General features: G+C 61.3%; 13 protein-coding genes. 3 read left to right on the forward strand and 10 right to left on the reverse strand.

Annotated elements, in window-relative coordinates; genetic code table 11:
• Positions 1–138 precede the first annotated feature (138 nt).
• From aroF to KQ661_RS14895, 10 genes are all read right to left on the reverse strand, one after another.
• Positions 139–1143 (reverse strand): 3-deoxy-7-phosphoheptulonate synthase, encoded by a 1005-nt coding sequence (aroF, locus tag KQ661_RS14850; protein WP_216727370.1) that lies wholly within the window; start codon positions 1141–1143, stop codon positions 139–141.
• Positions 1144–1298: 155 nt separating this feature from the next.
• Positions 1299–2075, reverse strand: coding sequence for a tryptophan synthase subunit alpha (trpA, locus tag KQ661_RS14855; protein ID WP_216689097.1), 777 nt, complete (start codon positions 2073–2075; stop codon positions 1299–1301).
• Between the two features lie 99 nt (positions 2076–2174).
• Positions 2175–3377, reverse strand: coding sequence for a tryptophan synthase subunit beta (trpB, locus tag KQ661_RS14860; RefSeq protein ID WP_216689098.1), 1203 nt, complete (start codon positions 3375–3377; stop codon positions 2175–2177).
• A gap of 65 nt (positions 3378–3442) precedes the next feature.
• Positions 3443–4177 (reverse strand): phosphoribosylanthranilate isomerase, encoded by a 735-nt coding sequence (locus KQ661_RS14865; RefSeq protein WP_226915597.1) that lies wholly within the window; start codon positions 4175–4177, stop codon positions 3443–3445.
• A gap of 9 nt (positions 4178–4186) precedes the next feature.
• Positions 4187–5014 (reverse strand): indole-3-glycerol phosphate synthase TrpC, encoded by an 828-nt coding sequence (gene trpC / locus KQ661_RS14870; protein WP_216689099.1) that lies wholly within the window; start codon positions 5012–5014, stop codon positions 4187–4189.
• A 50-nt stretch (positions 5015–5064) separates the two neighbouring features.
• Positions 5065–6060 carry an anthranilate phosphoribosyltransferase gene (gene trpD / locus KQ661_RS14875; RefSeq protein ID WP_216727371.1) on the reverse strand — a complete coding sequence of 332 codons (996 nt, stop codon included), beginning with the start codon at positions 6058–6060 and terminating at the stop codon, positions 5065–5067.
• 120 nt (positions 6061–6180) lie between these two features.
• Positions 6181–6750 (reverse strand): anthranilate synthase component II, encoded by a 570-nt coding sequence (locus KQ661_RS14880; protein WP_216689101.1) that lies wholly within the window; start codon positions 6748–6750, stop codon positions 6181–6183.
• 131 nt (positions 6751–6881) lie between these two features.
• A complete protein-coding gene (locus KQ661_RS14885) occupies positions 6882–8309 on the reverse strand; it encodes an anthranilate synthase component I family protein (RefSeq protein WP_216726927.1) in 1428 nt (475 codons plus the stop codon).
• A 351-nt stretch (positions 8310–8660) separates the two neighbouring features.
• Positions 8661–9884 carry an alpha/beta hydrolase-fold protein gene (locus tag KQ661_RS14890; protein ID WP_216727372.1) on the reverse strand — a complete coding sequence of 408 codons (1224 nt, stop codon included), beginning with the start codon at positions 9882–9884 and terminating at the stop codon, positions 8661–8663.
• Positions 9885–9887: 3 nt separating this feature from the next.
• Entirely contained in the window at positions 9888–10577 is a 690-nt protein-coding gene (locus tag KQ661_RS14895) for a hypothetical protein (protein WP_216689104.1), read from the reverse strand.
• Between the two features lie 646 nt (positions 10578–11223).
• Between KQ661_RS14895 and KQ661_RS14900 the strand changes: the two genes are divergently transcribed.
• The 3 genes from KQ661_RS14900 (at position 11224) to KQ661_RS14910 (ending at position 16824) form a co-directional block, all read left to right on the forward strand.
• Positions 11224–14256: a SusC/RagA family TonB-linked outer membrane protein gene (locus tag KQ661_RS14900; RefSeq protein WP_216689105.1), complete on the forward strand. Its 3033-nt coding sequence runs from the start codon at positions 11224–11226 to the stop codon at positions 14254–14256.
• Positions 14257–14271: 15 nt separating this feature from the next.
• Positions 14272–15921 carry a RagB/SusD family nutrient uptake outer membrane protein gene (locus KQ661_RS14905; protein WP_216689106.1) on the forward strand — a complete coding sequence of 550 codons (1650 nt, stop codon included), beginning with the start codon at positions 14272–14274 and terminating at the stop codon, positions 15919–15921.
• A 72-nt stretch (positions 15922–15993) separates the two neighbouring features.
• The gene (locus KQ661_RS14910; protein WP_216727373.1) at positions 15994–16824 is read left to right on the forward strand and encodes a SusE domain-containing protein; all 831 of its coding nucleotides are present in this window, start codon (positions 15994–15996) and stop codon (positions 16822–16824) included.
• Positions 16825–17192: the final 368 nt, after the last annotated feature.

Raw genomic sequence — 17192 nt, forward strand, 5'->3', positions numbered from 1 at the left:
CCAATCGCAGCCCGTACCCACCCTGTTTGGGGGCAGTCATTAGGATGTTAATGCAATTGACGAGTTGGTGGCGCATGAGTGAGACGAATTTAAGAACCGATTTTGGAAATGCAAGCATTTGCCTACATTAATTTTTCTTTACTCCAGCTCCTGGCGCAGCTGGTACACGCGCCGCAGGTTGCGAATCAGCCGGCCCGACTCGTCGAAATCCAGCGTCTGCGCGCCATCCGAAGCGGCGGTTTCGGGCGTTTCGTGCGTCTCGTACACGATGCCGTCGGCCCCGGCCATTACGCCGGCCAGCGCCATCGTGGGCACGTACTCGCGAATGCCGATGCCGTGTGAGGGGTCCACAATCACGGGCAGGTGGCTCTTGGCTTTGAGAATAGGCACGGCGTTCAAATCCAGCGTATTGCGGCTGGCCGTTTCAAACGTGCGAATGCCGCGCTCACAAAGAATAAGCTTCTCGTTACCGCCCGAAAACACATATTCGGCTGAGGACAGCAATTCTTCAATCGAGCCCGAGATACCCCGCTTCAGCAGTACCGGCTTATCCACGCCGCCCAAGGCATCGAGCAGGTTGAAGTTCTGGGTGTTGCGGGCACCCACCTGGAACACGTCCACGAAATCGTACATTTCCTCTACCTGCGATACCTGCATCACCTCAGTCACGATTTTGAGGCCGCGCGCCCGGGCCATGCGGTGGAAATCGCGCAGGCCTTCGAGGCCCAGACCGCGAAAGGCATAGGGCGACGAGCGGGGCTTGAATACGCCGCCGCGCATCAGGCGCACGCCGTTGGCTACGAGGTGGTCCATCACCTTTTCCATCTGGGCTTCGCTCTCGATGCTGCACGGGCCGGCGCAGATGGCCAGCGAGCTGCCGCCGATACTCACGCCGTCGCCGAGGTCGAGCACGGTGGGCTTCACGCGCCATTTGCGGCTCACGAGCTTGTAGTCGTCGCTCACGCGGTGCACGTCGCGCACGCCCGGCAGCTGGCCGATGGTGCGAATGTCGAACTCCTTCTTCCCAATCGCCACCAGGTAATGGGCGTGCTGGGTAGTGACTTCGGTGGCTTTGTAGCCCTGCTGCTTCAGGTGCTCGGTAATGGTGGCTACCGAGGCATTTTTTTCGAGTTGGATTATCATCGTTTCGGGGGTCACCTCACCCCCCGGCCCCCTCTCCTTTGGGAGAGGGGGAGCCACGGCGGCGCGGTCATTATAAATCTCGTTAAGTGAAATCGTCTGGCTCCCCCTCTCCCATAAGGAGAGGGGCCGTGCCCGGCAGGGGCCGGGGGGTGAGGTTACGCCTTAATGCCCCGCACAAAGCGCCCGGCGGCGGCCGGCGCATCGTCCACATCCTCCAGCGCGCGGATGAGGGCCGAGCCGATGATGGCCCCCTCAGCATGCTCGCAGGCGCGGTCGAAACCAGCTTTATCGGCAATGCCGAAGCCAATGAGGCGGGGGTTGCGCAGCTTCAGCGCGGTAATGCGCTCGAAATACTGGGCCTGGGTCACGGCATCGGGCTGGGTAGTGCCGCCGGTGGTGCCAGGGCCCGACACGAGGTAGAGGAAGGCGTCGGAGAGGCTATCGAGGTGGCGAATCCGTTCCGCTGAAGTTTGCGGCGTGATGAGGAAAACTGCTTTCAGGCCGTGCTTTTTGAAGGTTTCCAGGTAGAACTCTTCGTACTCAGCAAGCGGCAGGTCGGGCAGAATGACGCCATCGACGCCCACGGCGGCCGCCTGGCGGCAGAACTCTTCCACCCCAAACTGCATCACCGGGTTGAGGTAGCCCATGAGAAATACCGGCGTTTCGGGCACGGCGGCGCGCAAGCCCTGCAACTGCTCGAACAGCACAGGGATGCTCATGCCATTAGCCAGCGCCACCGAGCTGCTGCCCTGGATGACCGGGCCATCGGCCAGCGGGTCGGAGAACGGCATCCCGATTTCGAGGATGTCGGCCCCGGCCTCAACCAGGGCTTTGGCCAGCGGAATAGTGTCGTGCAGGCTGGGGTAGCCGGCGGTGAAATAGGTATTGAGCAGGTTGGTTTTGCTCGCGAAGGCGTTGGCTATTCGGTTCATGAGTTGGTTTCTCGCGGAGGGCGCGGAGGGTTGCGCAGAAGTCGCAGAACGTTCAGCGTCTTCTGCGCAACCCTCCGCGCCCTCTGCAGGCTAAAATTTTTAAACGAGCTTATCCATATTCTTGAGGTAGGTATCGAGGTCCTTATCGCCGCGACCCGACAGGTTCACCACCACTATATCGTCCGGGCCCGCCCCCAGCTGGCCAAGGGCAGCCAGCGCGTGGGCCGTTTCCAGGGCCGGGATGATGCCTTCGAGGCGGCTGCATTCGCTCACGGCCGCCAGCGCGTCGTCGTCGGTGATGGCAATGAACTCGGACCGGCCTACTTCACCCAAATAGGCGTGCAGCGGACCGATGCCGGGGTAGTCGAGGCCCGCGCTCAGCGAGTAGGGCTCGGTAATCTGGCCGTGCTTGTCCTGCATCAGCAGGGTGCGGCTGCCGTGGATGATGCCCGGCGTGCCCAGCACCGACGTGGCCGCCGAGTGGCCGGAATTGATGCCGTGTCCGGCCGCTTCCACCGCAATCAGGCGCACCGAGGGCTCATCCAGGAAGTGGTAGAACGCGCCGGCCGCGTTGGAGCCGCCGCCTACGCAGGCCACCACAAAATCGGGCAGCTCGGAGCCGGTTTTTTCCAATAGCTGCTTCCGCATCTCTTCGCTGATAACGGCCTGCAGCCGGGCCACCAAATCGGGGTACGGGTGCGGGCCCACCACCGAGCCGATGATGTAGTGGGTATCAATCGGGTTGGCAATCCAGTCGCGGATGGCCTCGTTGGTGGCGTCTTTCAGGGTCTGGCTGCCGCTTTCGGCGCGACGCACCTCGGCCCCGAGCAGGCGCATGCGGGCTACGTTGGGTGCCTGGCGCTCGATGTCGACCGCGCCCATGTACACCACGCAGGGCAGGCCCATCAGGGCGCACACGGTGGCGGTGGCCACGCCGTGCTGCCCGGCCCCGGTTTCGGCGATGATGCGCGTTTTACCCAACCGCTTGGCCAGCAGAATCTGCCCCACGGTGTTGTTGATTTTGTGGGCGCCGGTGTGGCAAAGGTCCTCGCGCTTGAGAAAAATGCGCGTGTTGTACTTGGCCGACAAGCGTTTGGCCTCAAACAACGGCGTGGGCCGACCCACGTAGTCGCGCAGCAGCGCCTGCATCTCGATTTGAAAATCCGGCTCGGCCATGATTTCCAGGTATTGCGTGCGCAGCTCCTCCACGTTGGGATAAAGCATTTCGGGCACGAATGCGCCGCCGAACTGGCCGTAGTAGCCGCGGGCCGTGGGCTTTTGATAGGAGATTGTGGGGGTCATATCAGTTTCTGTTTTGATTTGTATCGGCTTGTCATGCTGAGCTTGCGGAAGCATGGCTTTCTTTTTTATTCGTTTACACGGTTCAAATGCAATGCCCTTAGCATTTCGCCCAGCCGCCCGACATCTTTCACGCCCGGCGCGGTTTCGAAGCTGCTGTTAAGGTCAACCCCAACCAGGCCGGGCAGGCGCAGCGCCGCCAGCTCGGCGGCGTGTTCCAGGCCCAGCCCGCCGGCCAGAAAATAGGGCACGGGCAGGTTGTAGGCTAATAACAAATTCCAGTCGAAAATGGCCCCGTTGCCGCCGGGCGCAGCCCCTTTTGTATCAAAAAGAAAGAAGTCGCAATACGGTACGTAGGGCAGCAACGCGTTAAAATCGACCGCCTCCCCTACCGAAAATGCCTTCATTACCAGCAGGCCGGCCTCGTTTAGCTCCTCGCACTGGGCGGGAGTTTCTTTTCCGTGCAGCTGCACGGCGGCAAGGCTAAAGCGGTGCGCCGTGGCAAGGATGTTTTCAGTGGTTTCATTCACAAACACCCCTACTTTCCAAATGGTGGGCGGCAGGGCCCGCACCAGCTCGGGGGCCAGCACGTCGCCCACAAAGCGGGGCGATTTGGGTGCGAAGATGAACCCCAGGAAATCCGGCCCCAACGCGGCGATTGCAGCCAGTGCGGCCGCGTCGCGCATGCCGCACACCTTCACCAGCAACCGCGCCGGAGCGGCAGCCGCTGGCTCGGGGGCCGTGGCACCGGGCACACCGGCGGCCAGGGCCAGCGCAGGCAGGTTGGGGCGGGGCGTTTTCATATCCGACAACTAGGCAACAACCGATTCGATTTTCGACAGCGCGGCGATTTCCTGCACCAATGCGGCGCAGGCCCGCTCGGGCCGGGCGTGGCGCATAAAAGCCTCGCCCAACAGGAAGCCCCGGTAGCCCACCTCGCGCAGCTGGCCAATGGCCGTGGCAGTCGAAATACCGCTCTCCGACACCTTCACGAACTCATTCGGAATGGCTTCGGCCAAGGTCATCGACGTATCGAGGCTCAGGCTGAAGTCGTGCAGGTTGCGGTTGTTCACGCCGATAAGGTTCACGGCTTCGGTATTAGCCGAGCGGGCCAGCTCTTCGCCATCGTGCACTTCGAGCAGCACTTCGAGGCCCAGCGAACGGGCCAGACGGCCCAGCGAATCGATTTCCTGGGGCGTGAGCACGGCCGCAATCAGCAGTACGGCATCGGCCCCCATGCCCTTGGCTTCGAGAATCTGGTACTCATCCACCACAAAGTCCTTGCGCAGAATGGGGCAGAAATTGAATTTGCGCGCCGTGGTCAAATCCTCATTTTTGCCACCAAAGAATTCGGTATCGGTGAGGATGGACAGGGCCGCCGCCCCAGCCTGCATGTAGCCCAGCGTGGTGCGCTCTACCGGCGCATACTGGTTTATCCAGCCCTTGGAGGGCGACTTGCGCTTAAACTCTGCAATGAGCCCGCTGCCGCCTTCGCGCAGCAGGTACTTCCGCAGCGACAGCGGCTGCGAGTTGAAATACAAGCTGGTTTCGAGCAGCTTGGTGGGTACCAGCTCACGGCGGCTGGCTACTTCCTTGCGCTTGTAGGCGACGATGGTATCGAGAATCGTTGATTGAGACATGACTTGAAAAACAACAGCGCGCAGGATTTGCTTCGCGCCATGCAGAAAATTTATTGAGTATTTAACATGGTTTCAAACGCCCGCCGGGCCGCGCCCGAGTCCAGTGACTCGCGGCTGAGGCCCAGGGCCTCTTCCCAGCCCAGGCCGGGGCGAGCGCACTGCAGGGCCAGGGCGGCGTTTGCGGTGGTTACGTTGCGTTGGGCGGCTGTGCCGTACCCGTCGAGGACGTGCTTGAACAGCTCGGCCGAAGCGGCTACGGTGCTACCACCGGCCAGGTCGCCGGCGGTGCAAGCGGGCAAGCCCAGCGTGTCGGCGGTAAAGAGGCGCTCGCCTTCGAACGACGACACCACTTTGGCCAGGCCGGTGAGGGCCAGCTCGTCGTAGCCATCAAGGGCGTGCACCACGGCGTAACGTGCGCCGGTGGGCTGCATGAGGTAGTGATAGATGCGTTGCAGCTCCAGGCTGAACACACCCAGCAGCTGAGCCGCCGGCCGGGCCGGGTTCACCAGCGGGCCGAGGATGTTGAAGAAGGTGCGCAGGCCCAACTCGCGCCGGATTGGCCCCGCGTGCCGCATGGCCGGATGAAAAGCCGGCGCGTGCAGAAAGCAGATGCCTGCGCGGTCGTGCTGCCGCCGCAGCTGGTCGGAGCTGGCTTCGAAATTGTAGCCAAAATGTGCCAGCACATTCGAAGCGCCCGACACCGACGACACGCCGAAATTGCCGTGCTTGGCCACCAGCGTGCCCGCCCCGGCCACAATGAAACAGGCCAGCGTGGAGATGTTGAGCGTGTTCTTACCATCGCCACCCGTGCCCACAATGTCCACCAATTCGTGCGTGCCCAACTCGGGGTCGCGGCTGAGGTCGAGCAAGGCTTGGCGGAAGCCGGCCAGCTCGACCACCGTGATGGGCCGCATGCGGTACACGGCCAGGAACGCCGCCGTTTCGGCCGGGTTGGCCCCGCCCTCGCCCAGCTGGCGCATAGCGGCGTGGGCCTCGGCATGCGTCAGGGGCTGGTGGTCGAAAAGCTTAGTGAGAATCTGTTTCAAGTTGAGGTAGGGTGCGGGGCTTGTCCCCGCCCGTCGTTGAACGGGTTTGTTTTTGATTGTATTATTATGGAAGCCGCTTTTTCAACGGGCCAGATATCCGGGCGGGGACAAGCCCCGCCCCTACTTCAGCCAGTTTTCCAGCATTTGCGCGCCGTGCTCGGTGAGGATGCTTTCGGGATGGAACTGCACGCCGCGCACGTCGTACTCGCGGTGGCGGAAGGCCAGCACTTCGCCGTTGGCGTCGCGGGCCGTTACTTCCAGCGTCGCGGGCATCGACTCGGGCCGCACCGCCCACGAATGGTAGCGCCCCACCTGAAACCGCGTCGGCAGGCCCGCGAACAGGCGTTCACCGGGCACCGTCACTTCGGCTTCGTTGGCTACGCCGTGCAGCACGGCGGGGATGTTGTATAGCTCCGCGCCAAAGCTTTCGGCCAGGCCCTGATGGCCCAGGCACACGCCCAGAATGCGCTTGGTGGGCGCGTATTTCTGAATGATGGCCGGCATCAGGCCCGCCTCCAGCGGAATGCCGGGGCCGGGCGAAAGCAGAATGGCATCGTAAGCGTCTACGGCTTCGAGGGTGAGCTGGTCGTTGCGCGTAACCGTCAGGTTGGGGCCGTGGCCGAGGTCGCGCAGCAGGTGCACCAGGTTGTAGGTGAAGGAGTCGTAGTTATCGAGAACGAGGATTTTCATTTGACTTTGAACTTGAGAAGGACCGTCATGTCGAGGGCAGCCGAGACATCTCGCCCGCTTCGTTGCAACTACTGAGTTAGTGATAGCACGCGAGATGTCTCGGCTGCGCTCGACATGACGTTCTAATATGACTACCGCACCTCCGCTGCCGCTTTCAGGGCGGCCCGCAGCGCGCCCAGCTTGTGGTGCACCTCCTCCAGCTCCGACTGCACTTTTGATGCCGCCACCACGCCCGCGCCGGCCTGGAAATAAAGCTGATTGCCGGTGCTCAGAAACGAGCGAATCATGATGGCGTGGTTGAAGCTGCCATCGAAACCCAGGTGGCCCAGGCAGCCGCCATAGTAGCCGCGCGCGGTAGGCTCCAGTCCATCAATGAGTTGGAGGGCGCGGAACTTGGGGGCGCCGGAGAGCGTGCCGGCTGGGAAGGTATCGGCCACCACTTGCAGGGTATCGGTGCCCTCGGCCAGTTCGGCCGTGACTTTGCTCACAAGGTGAATGACGTGCGAGTAGAACTGGATTTCGCGCAGCGTGCGCACTTCTACTTTGGTGCCGTGGCGGGCAAGGTCATTGCGGGCCAGGTCCACCAGCATTACGTGCTCGGCGTTTTCTTTGGGGTCGGCGGCCAGGCGCTGGGCGGCGGCGGCATCGGCGGCGTCGTCGCCGGTGCGGCGGTAGGTGCCCGCGATGGGGAACAGCGTGGCCTCGCGGCCCTGCACCAGTACCTGCGCTTCGGGCGAGGAGCCGAAGATTTTGTAGTCGCCGTAGTCGAAATAAAACAGGTAGGGCGAGGGGTTGATGGACCGCAAGGCGCGGTACACATTGAACTCATCGCCCGAAAAGCCCTGCTGAAACCGGCGCGACAGCACAATCTGAAACACGTCGCCGCGCAGGCAGTGGGCCTGGCCCTGGGTGAGGCGGGCCAGAAATTCCTCGTCGGTCTGGTTGGTCTGCTCCTCGCCTACCGTGGCAAAATCGAACGCGGGCACGCTCGGGTGGCGCACCAGGTTTTCGAGGCGGTCGAGGCCGTCATTCTCTACCGGGGCTTCACCGGCCACGCTGTGCTCAAACAAATGCAGCTCCTGCCGGAAGTGGTTGAAGGCAATAACATAACGGTACACGCCGTAGCGAATCAGCGGAATATCGCCGGCCGGCACTTTCGCCGGGTCCAGCTGCACGTCTTCGAAGCTTTGCACGGCCTCGTAGCCCATGTAGCCAAACAGGCCGGTATTGATGAAGGGCAGCTTGGCCGATGCCGCATCGGGCGTGCCGGCGGCGGCAAAGTCACGCAGCCGGCCCAGCGCCTCACGCGGGTGGGCCAGGGTTTCGATGGTTTCGGGCGCGCCGGGTAGCAGCTGGCGCAGCACCCCGCCGCGCCGCAGCTCAAACGTGGCCAGCGGCTCGCACACCAGGTAGCTGAAGGCGTTTTGCTGGCCGTGGTAGTCGGCGCTTTCCAGCAGCAGGCAGTTGGCGTACTGGTCGCGCAACCGCAGAAACAGGCCCACGGGCGTCACAGTATCGGCGAGCAGGCGGCGGGAGCGGGTGATGAGTTGGTAAGGCACGAGATTCAAAAGGGAGCAAATGAGGCGGATGGGTTGCCTCAGAGAAAAACAGAAACAAAAAAAGCCCGGCTGTGGGCCGGGCTTTTTGTGACTAATAGCAAAATCAGGATGACTTCACTAGGCGCACAGGCAGGCCGGTCCGATGTTTCGGAGCTGCCACCACCAAGCCTGGGAAGTACGATGTGAATTCATGTTGAGCAAGCGCTTTTCTTGAAACGCGACGCAAAGATAAGGCTGCATTTTTAAAACTCCGGCAACCGCAGACAAAAAACTATACGAGCCTGTCAACTGGTTGTTGCAAACGCCACCAATTTCACAACCACCCCAACCATCATGAGCACCCCCATATCACTATTTATGCGGCGCAAAGTCTCTGGTTTTCACCGCCGAACTAAACAGAAACCGATAAGCCGCTGGAAACTCCCGCCGCCAGAACCATTCCCGGTGCTGGCCATCGGCCGGAGCCGAAAAAGCCAGGTTGGCCGCCGGCACACCCTCGGCCCGCAGCTCGTCGCGCCACTGCGCCATCAGGGGCAGCATGGTTTCTGATTCCTTCGGGCCGCACACGAAATAGAAGCGCGCCGTGCGCGCCGCCGGGTGGGTTTTGGCATAGGCTCGCAACGAGTCGTTGCAGACCCAGAAGGCCGGCGAAAACGCCCCTACTTCCCCGAAAACCTTCGGGTATTTCAGGGCTGCGTACACCGATATCAGCCCGCCCAGGCTGGAGCCGGCGATGCCGGTGTGCGCCGCCTCGGGCCGGGTGCGGTAGTGCGCGTCGATATAAGGCTTGAGCGTGAGGGCCAGAAAGTCGACGTAGGCTCCGCCCTGGCCACCCGGGTGGGGCTGGTCTTTGAGCGCGGCGCTGGGCCAGGGAATGTACTCGTCGGACCGGAACTGGTCGCCGTTGTCCACGGCCACCACAATGCTGCCGGTGGCATCCTGGCCGGCCTGGCGCAGACGGTCGAGGGTTTCGTCTACGCCCCACTCGCCGCCGAAGCTGGTGGCGTCGTCGAATACGTTCTGGCCATCGTGCAGGTATAGCACGGGGTAGCGCCGGGCGGGGTTGGCCACGTAGTCGGCGGGCAGGTACAGCCAGATGCGCCGCTGCCGCCCCAGCTGCGGCATGGCAAACGCGGCAGACAGCAGGCGTACCTGCGGCGTAGCAGTATGCTTTTTGGGAGCCGCTACTGCGCCGCTCTGGTCGTCCCAGGCCAGCACCTGACTGGCGATTTCGCGGGCCATGGTCAGGTCAGCTTTGCGGTTGGCAATCTGCTGGTTTTTGCCGTCTACCTCCACCGTTGGCCAGCTGCCGCGGGTAAACTTGTATTCGATGCTGCCCAGGCTGGGCGGCAGGCTGATTTGGTACGTGCCGTCGGCTTGCTTCTGCAGGACATAGCGGGGGCTGCGGGGGTTCCAGTCATTGAAAGAGCCCGCCACGAAGAGGGAATCCCGGGGCGGCGTGGCAGCCGGCACCTGGGTTATTTTCAGGATAACCTGGGCGTTGGCAGTTCCCCACGCCAAGGCCAGGACACTGGCCAGCAGCGCCGGGCGTTTCAGCAAGAATCGTTGGCTCATCAGTTATCGAATGGTTTCGCCGCTGCCGGCGCCGCGTTCAGATGAATCCGTTTTGCGCAGCGTGTACACGGCCCGCACCGAATCGACGCCCGGCAGGCCGTTGGCCTGGAAGTCGAGCAGCGCGCCCTTCTTCTGGGGGCCTTTCACAAAATGCCGGTATTCTTCGGCCGACTCGCGCACCACGTACAACACGCCCGGCGACGGCACTTTCAGGCGGGAGAAGAAGCTGCGGCCATCGCCGGCGGGGCGGCGCGTGGTTTCGGCCACGGCGCTGGTACCCAGCAGCCGGAATTTGGCCACGTCGCTCCCCGGCAGGGTCAGGTTGCCCAGACCATCCACAAATATTTCGCGGCGGGCCATGAGGTGCTCCAGGTCCAGGGTTTTGAGCAGGCCCAGGTTTTCTTCGGACAGGATGAGCTGCTGCACCGATTTGCCGGGGGCCGGCTCCTCATAATACACCAGCACAGGCTTCTTCAGCTTCATCTTGCTCACGACCAGGGGCGTCGGCGCGTCCTCGGTATCGCTGACACGCTGGGTGGTGATGGGCGTGTACACCGGCGGCGGCTTCACCACTCCACGGGCACCGGGCGCGGGCTTGGGGGCCGGCTTGCGCGAGCCAGGCCGGGACTGGGCCGTGGCACCGGTTACGGTACCGGCCAGCAACAACGCGAGTAATGGTAGGTGCTTTTTCATTTTCTAAGGAAAAGCCAAAATTAGCTAGGAGAATATGGCCCGGCAAGGCAATTACTGCGGTAATTAACGAACAACAGTACCATTATCAGCCGAGCCATACCGAAATGTGGTAAGGGCAAAGGTGGTTAATCCGGAATTGCCGACCGCGCCCCGAGCCTTCGGGCACTTGCCCAGCCGCTGTTTTTTTGCCCGCGGCAGCCCAGGACAAAGGAAAGCACACGGCACCCCAAAAACGCACCTAATGAGTAACTACACACCCCCGATGAGTAAACACACACCCAAAAAATACGGGCCTTTTAAACTTATTTTTTGCTGAAAAATCTTTAAAAAAGCCTCATTCCAACGCGTTATGCGCACCATATCCGAATCGTTTGCATTGCGCACCCGGTTGGTAGGCATGCCACCACACCAGTTAAAGACTTATTAAACAATACATAGCTCACAAAATTAATATGATTTTTAAACTACTTCCTACTTAAATATCGACAAAAAGTCGCCGAATTTGAGCAAACGTTTTTTCGATTTTAAGATGTGCTGGAATTTTTCCAAAAATGCCTTTAAACCTTCTGTAACGCAAGTTTTTGGTAACTTGCAGCCCCAATTCTTTTAAAAATTTCCCACCACCAACACATTTAAGAAGTTTCCCATGAGACAACCTTATTTAGCGAAGCTCCTGTTTCTGCTATTATTAGCAGGATTTGGCTTCCTCCCCTCGACTGCATTTGCTCAGTCGACCGGTTCGGTCAGCGGCCGGGTCACCGATAGCAAAAACGAAGGCATTCCCGGCGCTACGGTCCTCATCGAGGGCACTTCGCTGGGCAGCTCTTCAAACATAGACGGAACTTACAGCATCCAGAGCGTGCCCGCCGGACCGCACACAGTCGTGATTTCGTTTGTGGGCTACAACCCCGTTCGCCGTGCCGTGACGGTAGTTGCTGGCCAGAACGCCGAAGTATCGGCCGGCCTGAGCGAGAATACGACCCAGCTGGCCGAGGCCGTGGTAGTAGGCTACGGCACCCAGCGCCGCCAGGACGTGACCGGGGCTGTGGCCACGGTTGATGCCAAGCAGTTTGTGCAGGGCCAGGTAACCAACCCCGAGCAGCTCATCCAGGGCAAAGTGGCCGGTGTGAGCATCACCACGGCCGGCGGCGCGCCCGGCACGGGCAGCGTTATCCGCATCCGGGGCAACTCGTCGCTGAACGCTAACAGCGACCCGCTGTACGTGATTGACGGCGTGCCCGTAGACAAGGAAGGCATCAGCGGCGCCTCCAACCCGCTCTCCCTGATTAACCCCAGCGACATTGCGACCTTCACGGTGCTGAAAGACGCTTCGGCCACCGCCATCTACGGCAACCGAGCTTCGGGCGGCGTTATCCTCATCACCACCAAAAAAGGCCTGCAGGGCGAAAAGCTCCGCGTGGAGCTGAACTCGCAAGTGGGCGTTTCGACCGTGGCCCGCCGCTACGAGACGCTGAGCACCGACCAGTTCCGCAGCCTGATTCAGACCAATGGCGCGGCTTCGCAGTTTGCCACGCTGGGCAAAGGCGACACCAACTGGCAGAAGGAAATTTCCCGCACTGCCGCCACCTACGACAACACGGTGAGCCTGATTGGCTCGGTGGCCAAGGTGCCGTTCCGGGTTTCGTACGGCAACCTCTACCAGGAGGGCATCATCATCACCAACCTGCTGAAGCGGAACTCGGGCTCGGTGAGCCTATCGCCCACGCTGCTCGACAACCACCTGCGCATCGACGTGAACGCCAAAGGTTCGGTTGTGGATAACCGCTTTGTGGACTACGGCACCGTGTCCGGGGCTGCGCTCTACGACCCCACCCAATCGGTTACGTCGACCGAGTCGCGCTTTACGCGCTACGGCGGCTACTCCCAGTTCACCAACTCGGTGGGCCAGCCCTTGGGCAACGCCCCCGGCAACCCGGTGGCCGCCCTCAACAACTCCAACAACACCAGTCAGGTGAAGCGCCTCATCGGCAACGTGCAGTTCGACTACAAAGTCCACGGCATTGACGGCCTGCGCGCCAACCTGAACCTGGGCCTGGATGTGTCGCGCGGACGCGGCAGCAACATCATTCAGCCCACGGACTTCGGTAACTACAACACGGCCGCCGCCGCCGCCACCAACGCCGGTATTAACGGCCGCTATACTCAGTACGCCCAGGACAAGGACATGAAGCTGCTCGAAGCCTACCTGGCTTACGGCAAGCAAGTGGGCGGCACCAAATTCGACGTGCAGGGCGGCTATGCCTACCAAACCTTCGTGTACCAGGGCCCTAACTTCCTGGACTACCGCTACGACCGCAAGACCAAGGTGAACTCGAGCGATACCCTGACTGTGCCGAACTACTACGGCAAGCTGGTGATGCTCTCGTACTTCGGCCGCGCCACGATGAACGTGAAGGATAAGTACCTGCTGACGGCTACCCTGCGTAATGACCAGACCTCGCGCTTCCGTCCGGGCTACCGCAGCGGCTTGTTCCCGGCCGTAGGCCTGGCCTGGCGCGTGAAGAACGAGGATTTCCTGAAAGATAACAACCTGTTTTCGGAGTTGAAGCTGCGGGCCGGCTACGGCCGCACGGGCCAGCAGGACCTGGGCCAGGGCTACTACGACACGCAACCGCGCTACGTACTCAGCGGCTCGTCGACGACCTACCCGCTCGGCAACACGGGCAGCACGACCGTGCCGACCTATAGCCCCCAGGGCTACAACGCCATCCTAACCTGGGAAACCACCAACACCTACAACGCCGGCCTGGACCTGGGCTTCCTGGATAACCGCCTGACGGCTACGGTAGACGTGTATGAGCGCCGCGCCAGCAACCTGCTGGCCCGCGTGAACTTCTCGGCCGGCTCCAACCTTACCAACCAGCTCGACGCCAACATCGGCTCGCTGCGCAACCGCGGCATCGAGGTAGGCCTGAACTACGGCATCCTGCAGGGTTCTGACCTGAACTGGAACGTGAACCTGAACGGCGCCTACAACGTGAACAAAATCACTGACCTCGGCCAGCAGGCCGAAAACTTCAACGGCTACAAGGTGGGCGGCATTGGCGGCGGCACCGGCAACACCATCCAGATTCAGGGCGTGGGCCAGCCCATCAACTCTTTCTTCGTGGCTAAGCAGGTGTACGGTGCCGATGGCCGCCCCGTGGAAGGGCTGTATGTAGACAAAGACGGCAACGGCATCATCAACGACGCCGACTACGTTTCCTACAAGCAGTCCGCGCCGCTCGTTACGCTGGGCTTCAGCTCGAACCTGACGTACAAGAAGCTGGTTTTTGCCTTCACCCTGCGCAGCAACCTGGGCAACTACGTGTATAATGCCAACGCCGCAAACTTTGGTACCTATGCCAACGCCCAAGGCTCCACTCTTTTCGTAAGTAACCTGAGCCCCGACGTGCTGAACACCGGCTTCACCCGTCAGCAGCTGTTTTCGGACTATTACGTCCAGAATGCTTCGTTCCTGCGGGCCGAAAACATCTCGCTGGGCTACAACGTTGGCAAGGTGCTCGGCGCTTCATCGCTCCGCGTAACGGCCAACGTGCAAAATGCTTTCCTCGTGACCAAGTACAAAGGGGTTGACCCCGAAGTATCCGGTGGCATCGACAGCAACTTTTACCCGCGTGCCCGTACTTTCACCCTCGGCCTCGCCCTCGGCATTTAATTCCCACCAGTACTCATGAAAAACGCATTATACCGGGGGCTAACGGCCCTCACGCTGAGCACCGCCCTGGCGGGCTTCAGCACGTCCTGCACCAAAGACCTGGACCAGACGCCGAAGTATGAGCTCACCGGCGACAAGGTGTACGTTGGGCTGGCCGGCTATAAGCAGGTGCTGGCCAAGCTCTACGGCGGCTTCGCCCTCACCGGGGCTTCGGGCCCCGGCTCGGGCGACATCACCGGTATCGACGCCGGCACTTCCGACTACATCCGCCAGTGGTGGAGTGCCCAGGAGCTGACCACCGACGAAGCCGTGATTGCCTGGAACGACCCGGGCGTGCAGGAGTGGCACAAGCTGAGCTGGGATGCCAGCGACCCGCTGACCCGGGGTTTCTACAGCCGCCTGTACTACGAAATTGCCATCTGCAACGAATTCCTGCGCGAAGCCACCGACGACAAGCTCAGCAGCCGCCTGAGCAGCAGCGAGCAGGAACAGGGCAAGCTGTTCCGGGCCGAGGCCCGGTTCCTGCGGGCCGTAGCCTACTACCACGTCATCGACCTGTTCGGCAACGGCCCGTTCGTGACCGAGAAAGACCCCGTGGGTGGCCCGCTGCCCGTGTACAACACCCGCCAGCAGCTCTATAGCTTCGTGGAAAGCGAGCTGCTCGCTCTCACCAACGACCTGGCTACCCCCCGCACCAATGAGTATGGCCGCGTAGACCAGGCCGCCGCGCACGGCTTCCTGGCCCGCCTCTACCTCAATGCCGGCGTGTATACCGGTACCCCGCAGTACGCCAAGGCCGCCACCGAAGCCAAGGCCGTGATTGACGCAGGCTACACGCTCAGCACCACGGCTGCGCCGGCGGTTGCCTCAGCCTACGGCCGCCTGTTTCTGGCCGACAATCACTTGGCGTCGGCCAAAAGTGAAATCATCTGGCCCGTCATTTTTGATGTAAACAGCGTGCAGAGCTACGGCGGCACCACGTTCCTCATCAACGGTGCCACAAGTGGGGCTGATGCCAGCTGGCAGCGCCTGGTAGGCCAAACCACCGGCTGGGGCGGTCTGCGTACCACTAGTGCTTTGTTCGACAAGTTTTTCCTGGCTGGCGGCGACACCACCCGCGACCGCCGGGGCCGCTTCTACACCAAGGGCCAGACGCTGGCCATCACCGACCTGAGCCAGTTCACGCAAGGCCTGGGCGTGGTGAAGTACCGCAACGTGAACTCGGCAGGCGTGGCGCAGGGGGCTTCGCTCAACTTTTCGAGCGTGGACTTCCCCATGTTGCGCCTAGCCGACATGATGCTCATCTACGCCGAAGCCGCTACCCGTGGCAGCGGTGACCGCACCCTGGCGCTGGGCTACGTGAACCAGATTCGTCGTCGGGGCTTCGGCCTGCCCACGACCACGGCCAGCGCCACGGCCGACATCACCGATGCCCAGCTGACCTCCGACTTCATCCTCGACGAGCGCGCCCGCGAGCTGCACTGGGAAGGCACCCGCCGCACCGACCTTATCCGCTACAGCAAGTTTGTGACCGGCGCCTACCTCTGGCCCTGGAAAGGCGGCATTTCGGGAGGCAAAGCGGTGGATGACAAGTACAAGCTGTTTCCGATTCCGGCCTCTGACCTCACGGCCAACCCGAACCTGAAGCAGAACCCCGGCTACTAAGCTTTTTCTGCCTGCCCGGCGGCAACTCCGGGCAGGCAGTATCCTTTGTTCTCACTCAACTCACTTATTCTTATGTATCGCTTATTTTCCAAAACGGCGGCCCTGGCCGGCCTGCTGGCCCTCAGCCTCACAGCCTGTAAGAAGGACGAGGTGCGGGTTAATTCCGAGTTCAGCGCCCCGCCGGTGCTGACGGCGAGCACCACCAACGCCGGGGCCCTGGCGAAGGCCAATGCCCAGAACACGGCCGTGACCTACACCTGGACGCCCTACACCATCACGACGTCGGACGATTCCAAAGTAGCCTCCACGGTAACCTACACCCTGCAGATTGCCAAGGCGGGCACCAACTTCGCCACGGTACGGGAAATCAGCGGCGGCGTGGGCACGGCTTCTTCCCTGACCATCAAAACCATTGACCTGAACTCGGCCCTGCTGTTTCTGGGCCTGCCGTTTGGCCAGCCGGGCCTGGTTGATGTACGCCTGAAAACCTTCGTGGCTGGTAACCTGCCTACCCTCTACTCCACCACGAAACAGCTCACGGCCACCCCCTACGACGAGTGCACGGCCCCCAACGCCGACACCTGGGGCCTGGTGGGCCCGGCCGGCGATGGCTGGCCCGGTGCTACCGCCACTGACCGCATGCTGAAGTGGGACTGTGTGGCCAATGCCTACGTGCTGCGCTCGGCCCTCAACGTCGGCGACTTCAAGTTCCGCAAGAACCAGGACTGGGCCATCAACCTGGGCGCGCTGACCAAGCCCCTGATGCCCGGCGCCACCGCCACTACGCTGAAGATTAACGGCGAAGACATGTCAATTGCCGTGGCCGGCACCTACACGGTGAAGCTGACGATAACCGGCAGCGGAGCCAACGTGACGGCCGGTACGCTCACCGTCACACCCTAATTAAAAGCATTCGTTTCGGAATCGAACGGACATAAAAAAGCCGCTGGCCATGTCAGCGGCTTTTTTATGTCCTAGGACTTACGCAGTTGAAACACTAACAAACTGAAAAACAGCAATATAACAAATATGCGTCTTGAATGCAAGTCGTTGATTTTCAGGTTACATAGCTTTTGAAGTGCGTAAGTCCTATGTCCGTTCGATTCCGAAACGAAGCAGAGCGTATGCTGGCAGCCGCTGGATTGAAAACAGCCTTTTGAGTAAGTAACGGTTTCGTAATTAAAGTAGTGCGCCATGCTTCGACAAGCTCAGTATTACCTCCTGTTTGGATACGCTCTAAGCGGCTGCATACTGCTCCGGGCGCAGCATCG

Origin of the sequence: Hymenobacter siberiensis, from assembly GCF_018967845.1 — a bacterium.
In the GTDB taxonomy this organism is placed as follows: Bacteria; Bacteroidota; Bacteroidia; order Cytophagales; family Hymenobacteraceae; genus Hymenobacter; species Hymenobacter siberiensis.

Coding starts and splice junctions, on each gene's coding strand:
- KQ661_RS14880 (WP_216689101.1), bottom strand. CDS start 6,750: ATGAAAATCCTCGTTCTCGATAACTACGACTCCTTCACCTACAACCTG.
- KQ661_RS14905 (WP_216689106.1), top strand. CDS start 14,272: ATGAAAAACGCATTATACCGGGGGCTAACGGCCCTCACGCTGAGCACC.
- trpB (WP_216689098.1), bottom strand. CDS start 3,377: ATGACCCCCACAATCTCCTATCAAAAGCCCACGGCCCGCGGCTACTAC.
- aroF (WP_216727370.1), bottom strand. CDS start 1,143: ATGATAATCCAACTCGAAAAAAATGCCTCGGTAGCCACCATTACCGAG.
- KQ661_RS14910 (WP_216727373.1), top strand. CDS start 15,994: ATGTATCGCTTATTTTCCAAAACGGCGGCCCTGGCCGGCCTGCTGGCC.
- trpA (WP_216689097.1), bottom strand. CDS start 2,075: ATGAACCGAATAGCCAACGCCTTCGCGAGCAAAACCAACCTGCTCAAT.
- trpC (WP_216689099.1), bottom strand. CDS start 5,014: ATGTCTCAATCAACGATTCTCGATACCATCGTCGCCTACAAGCGCAAG.
- KQ661_RS14865 (WP_226915597.1), bottom strand. CDS start 4,177: ATGAAAACGCCCCGCCCCAACCTGCCTGCGCTGGCCCTGGCCGCCGGT.
- KQ661_RS14890 (WP_216727372.1), bottom strand. CDS start 9,884: ATGAGCCAACGATTCTTGCTGAAACGCCCGGCGCTGCTGGCCAGTGTC.
- KQ661_RS14900 (WP_216689105.1), top strand. CDS start 11,224: ATGAGACAACCTTATTTAGCGAAGCTCCTGTTTCTGCTATTATTAGCA.
- KQ661_RS14895 (WP_216689104.1), bottom strand. CDS start 10,577: ATGAAAAAGCACCTACCATTACTCGCGTTGTTGCTGGCCGGTACCGTA.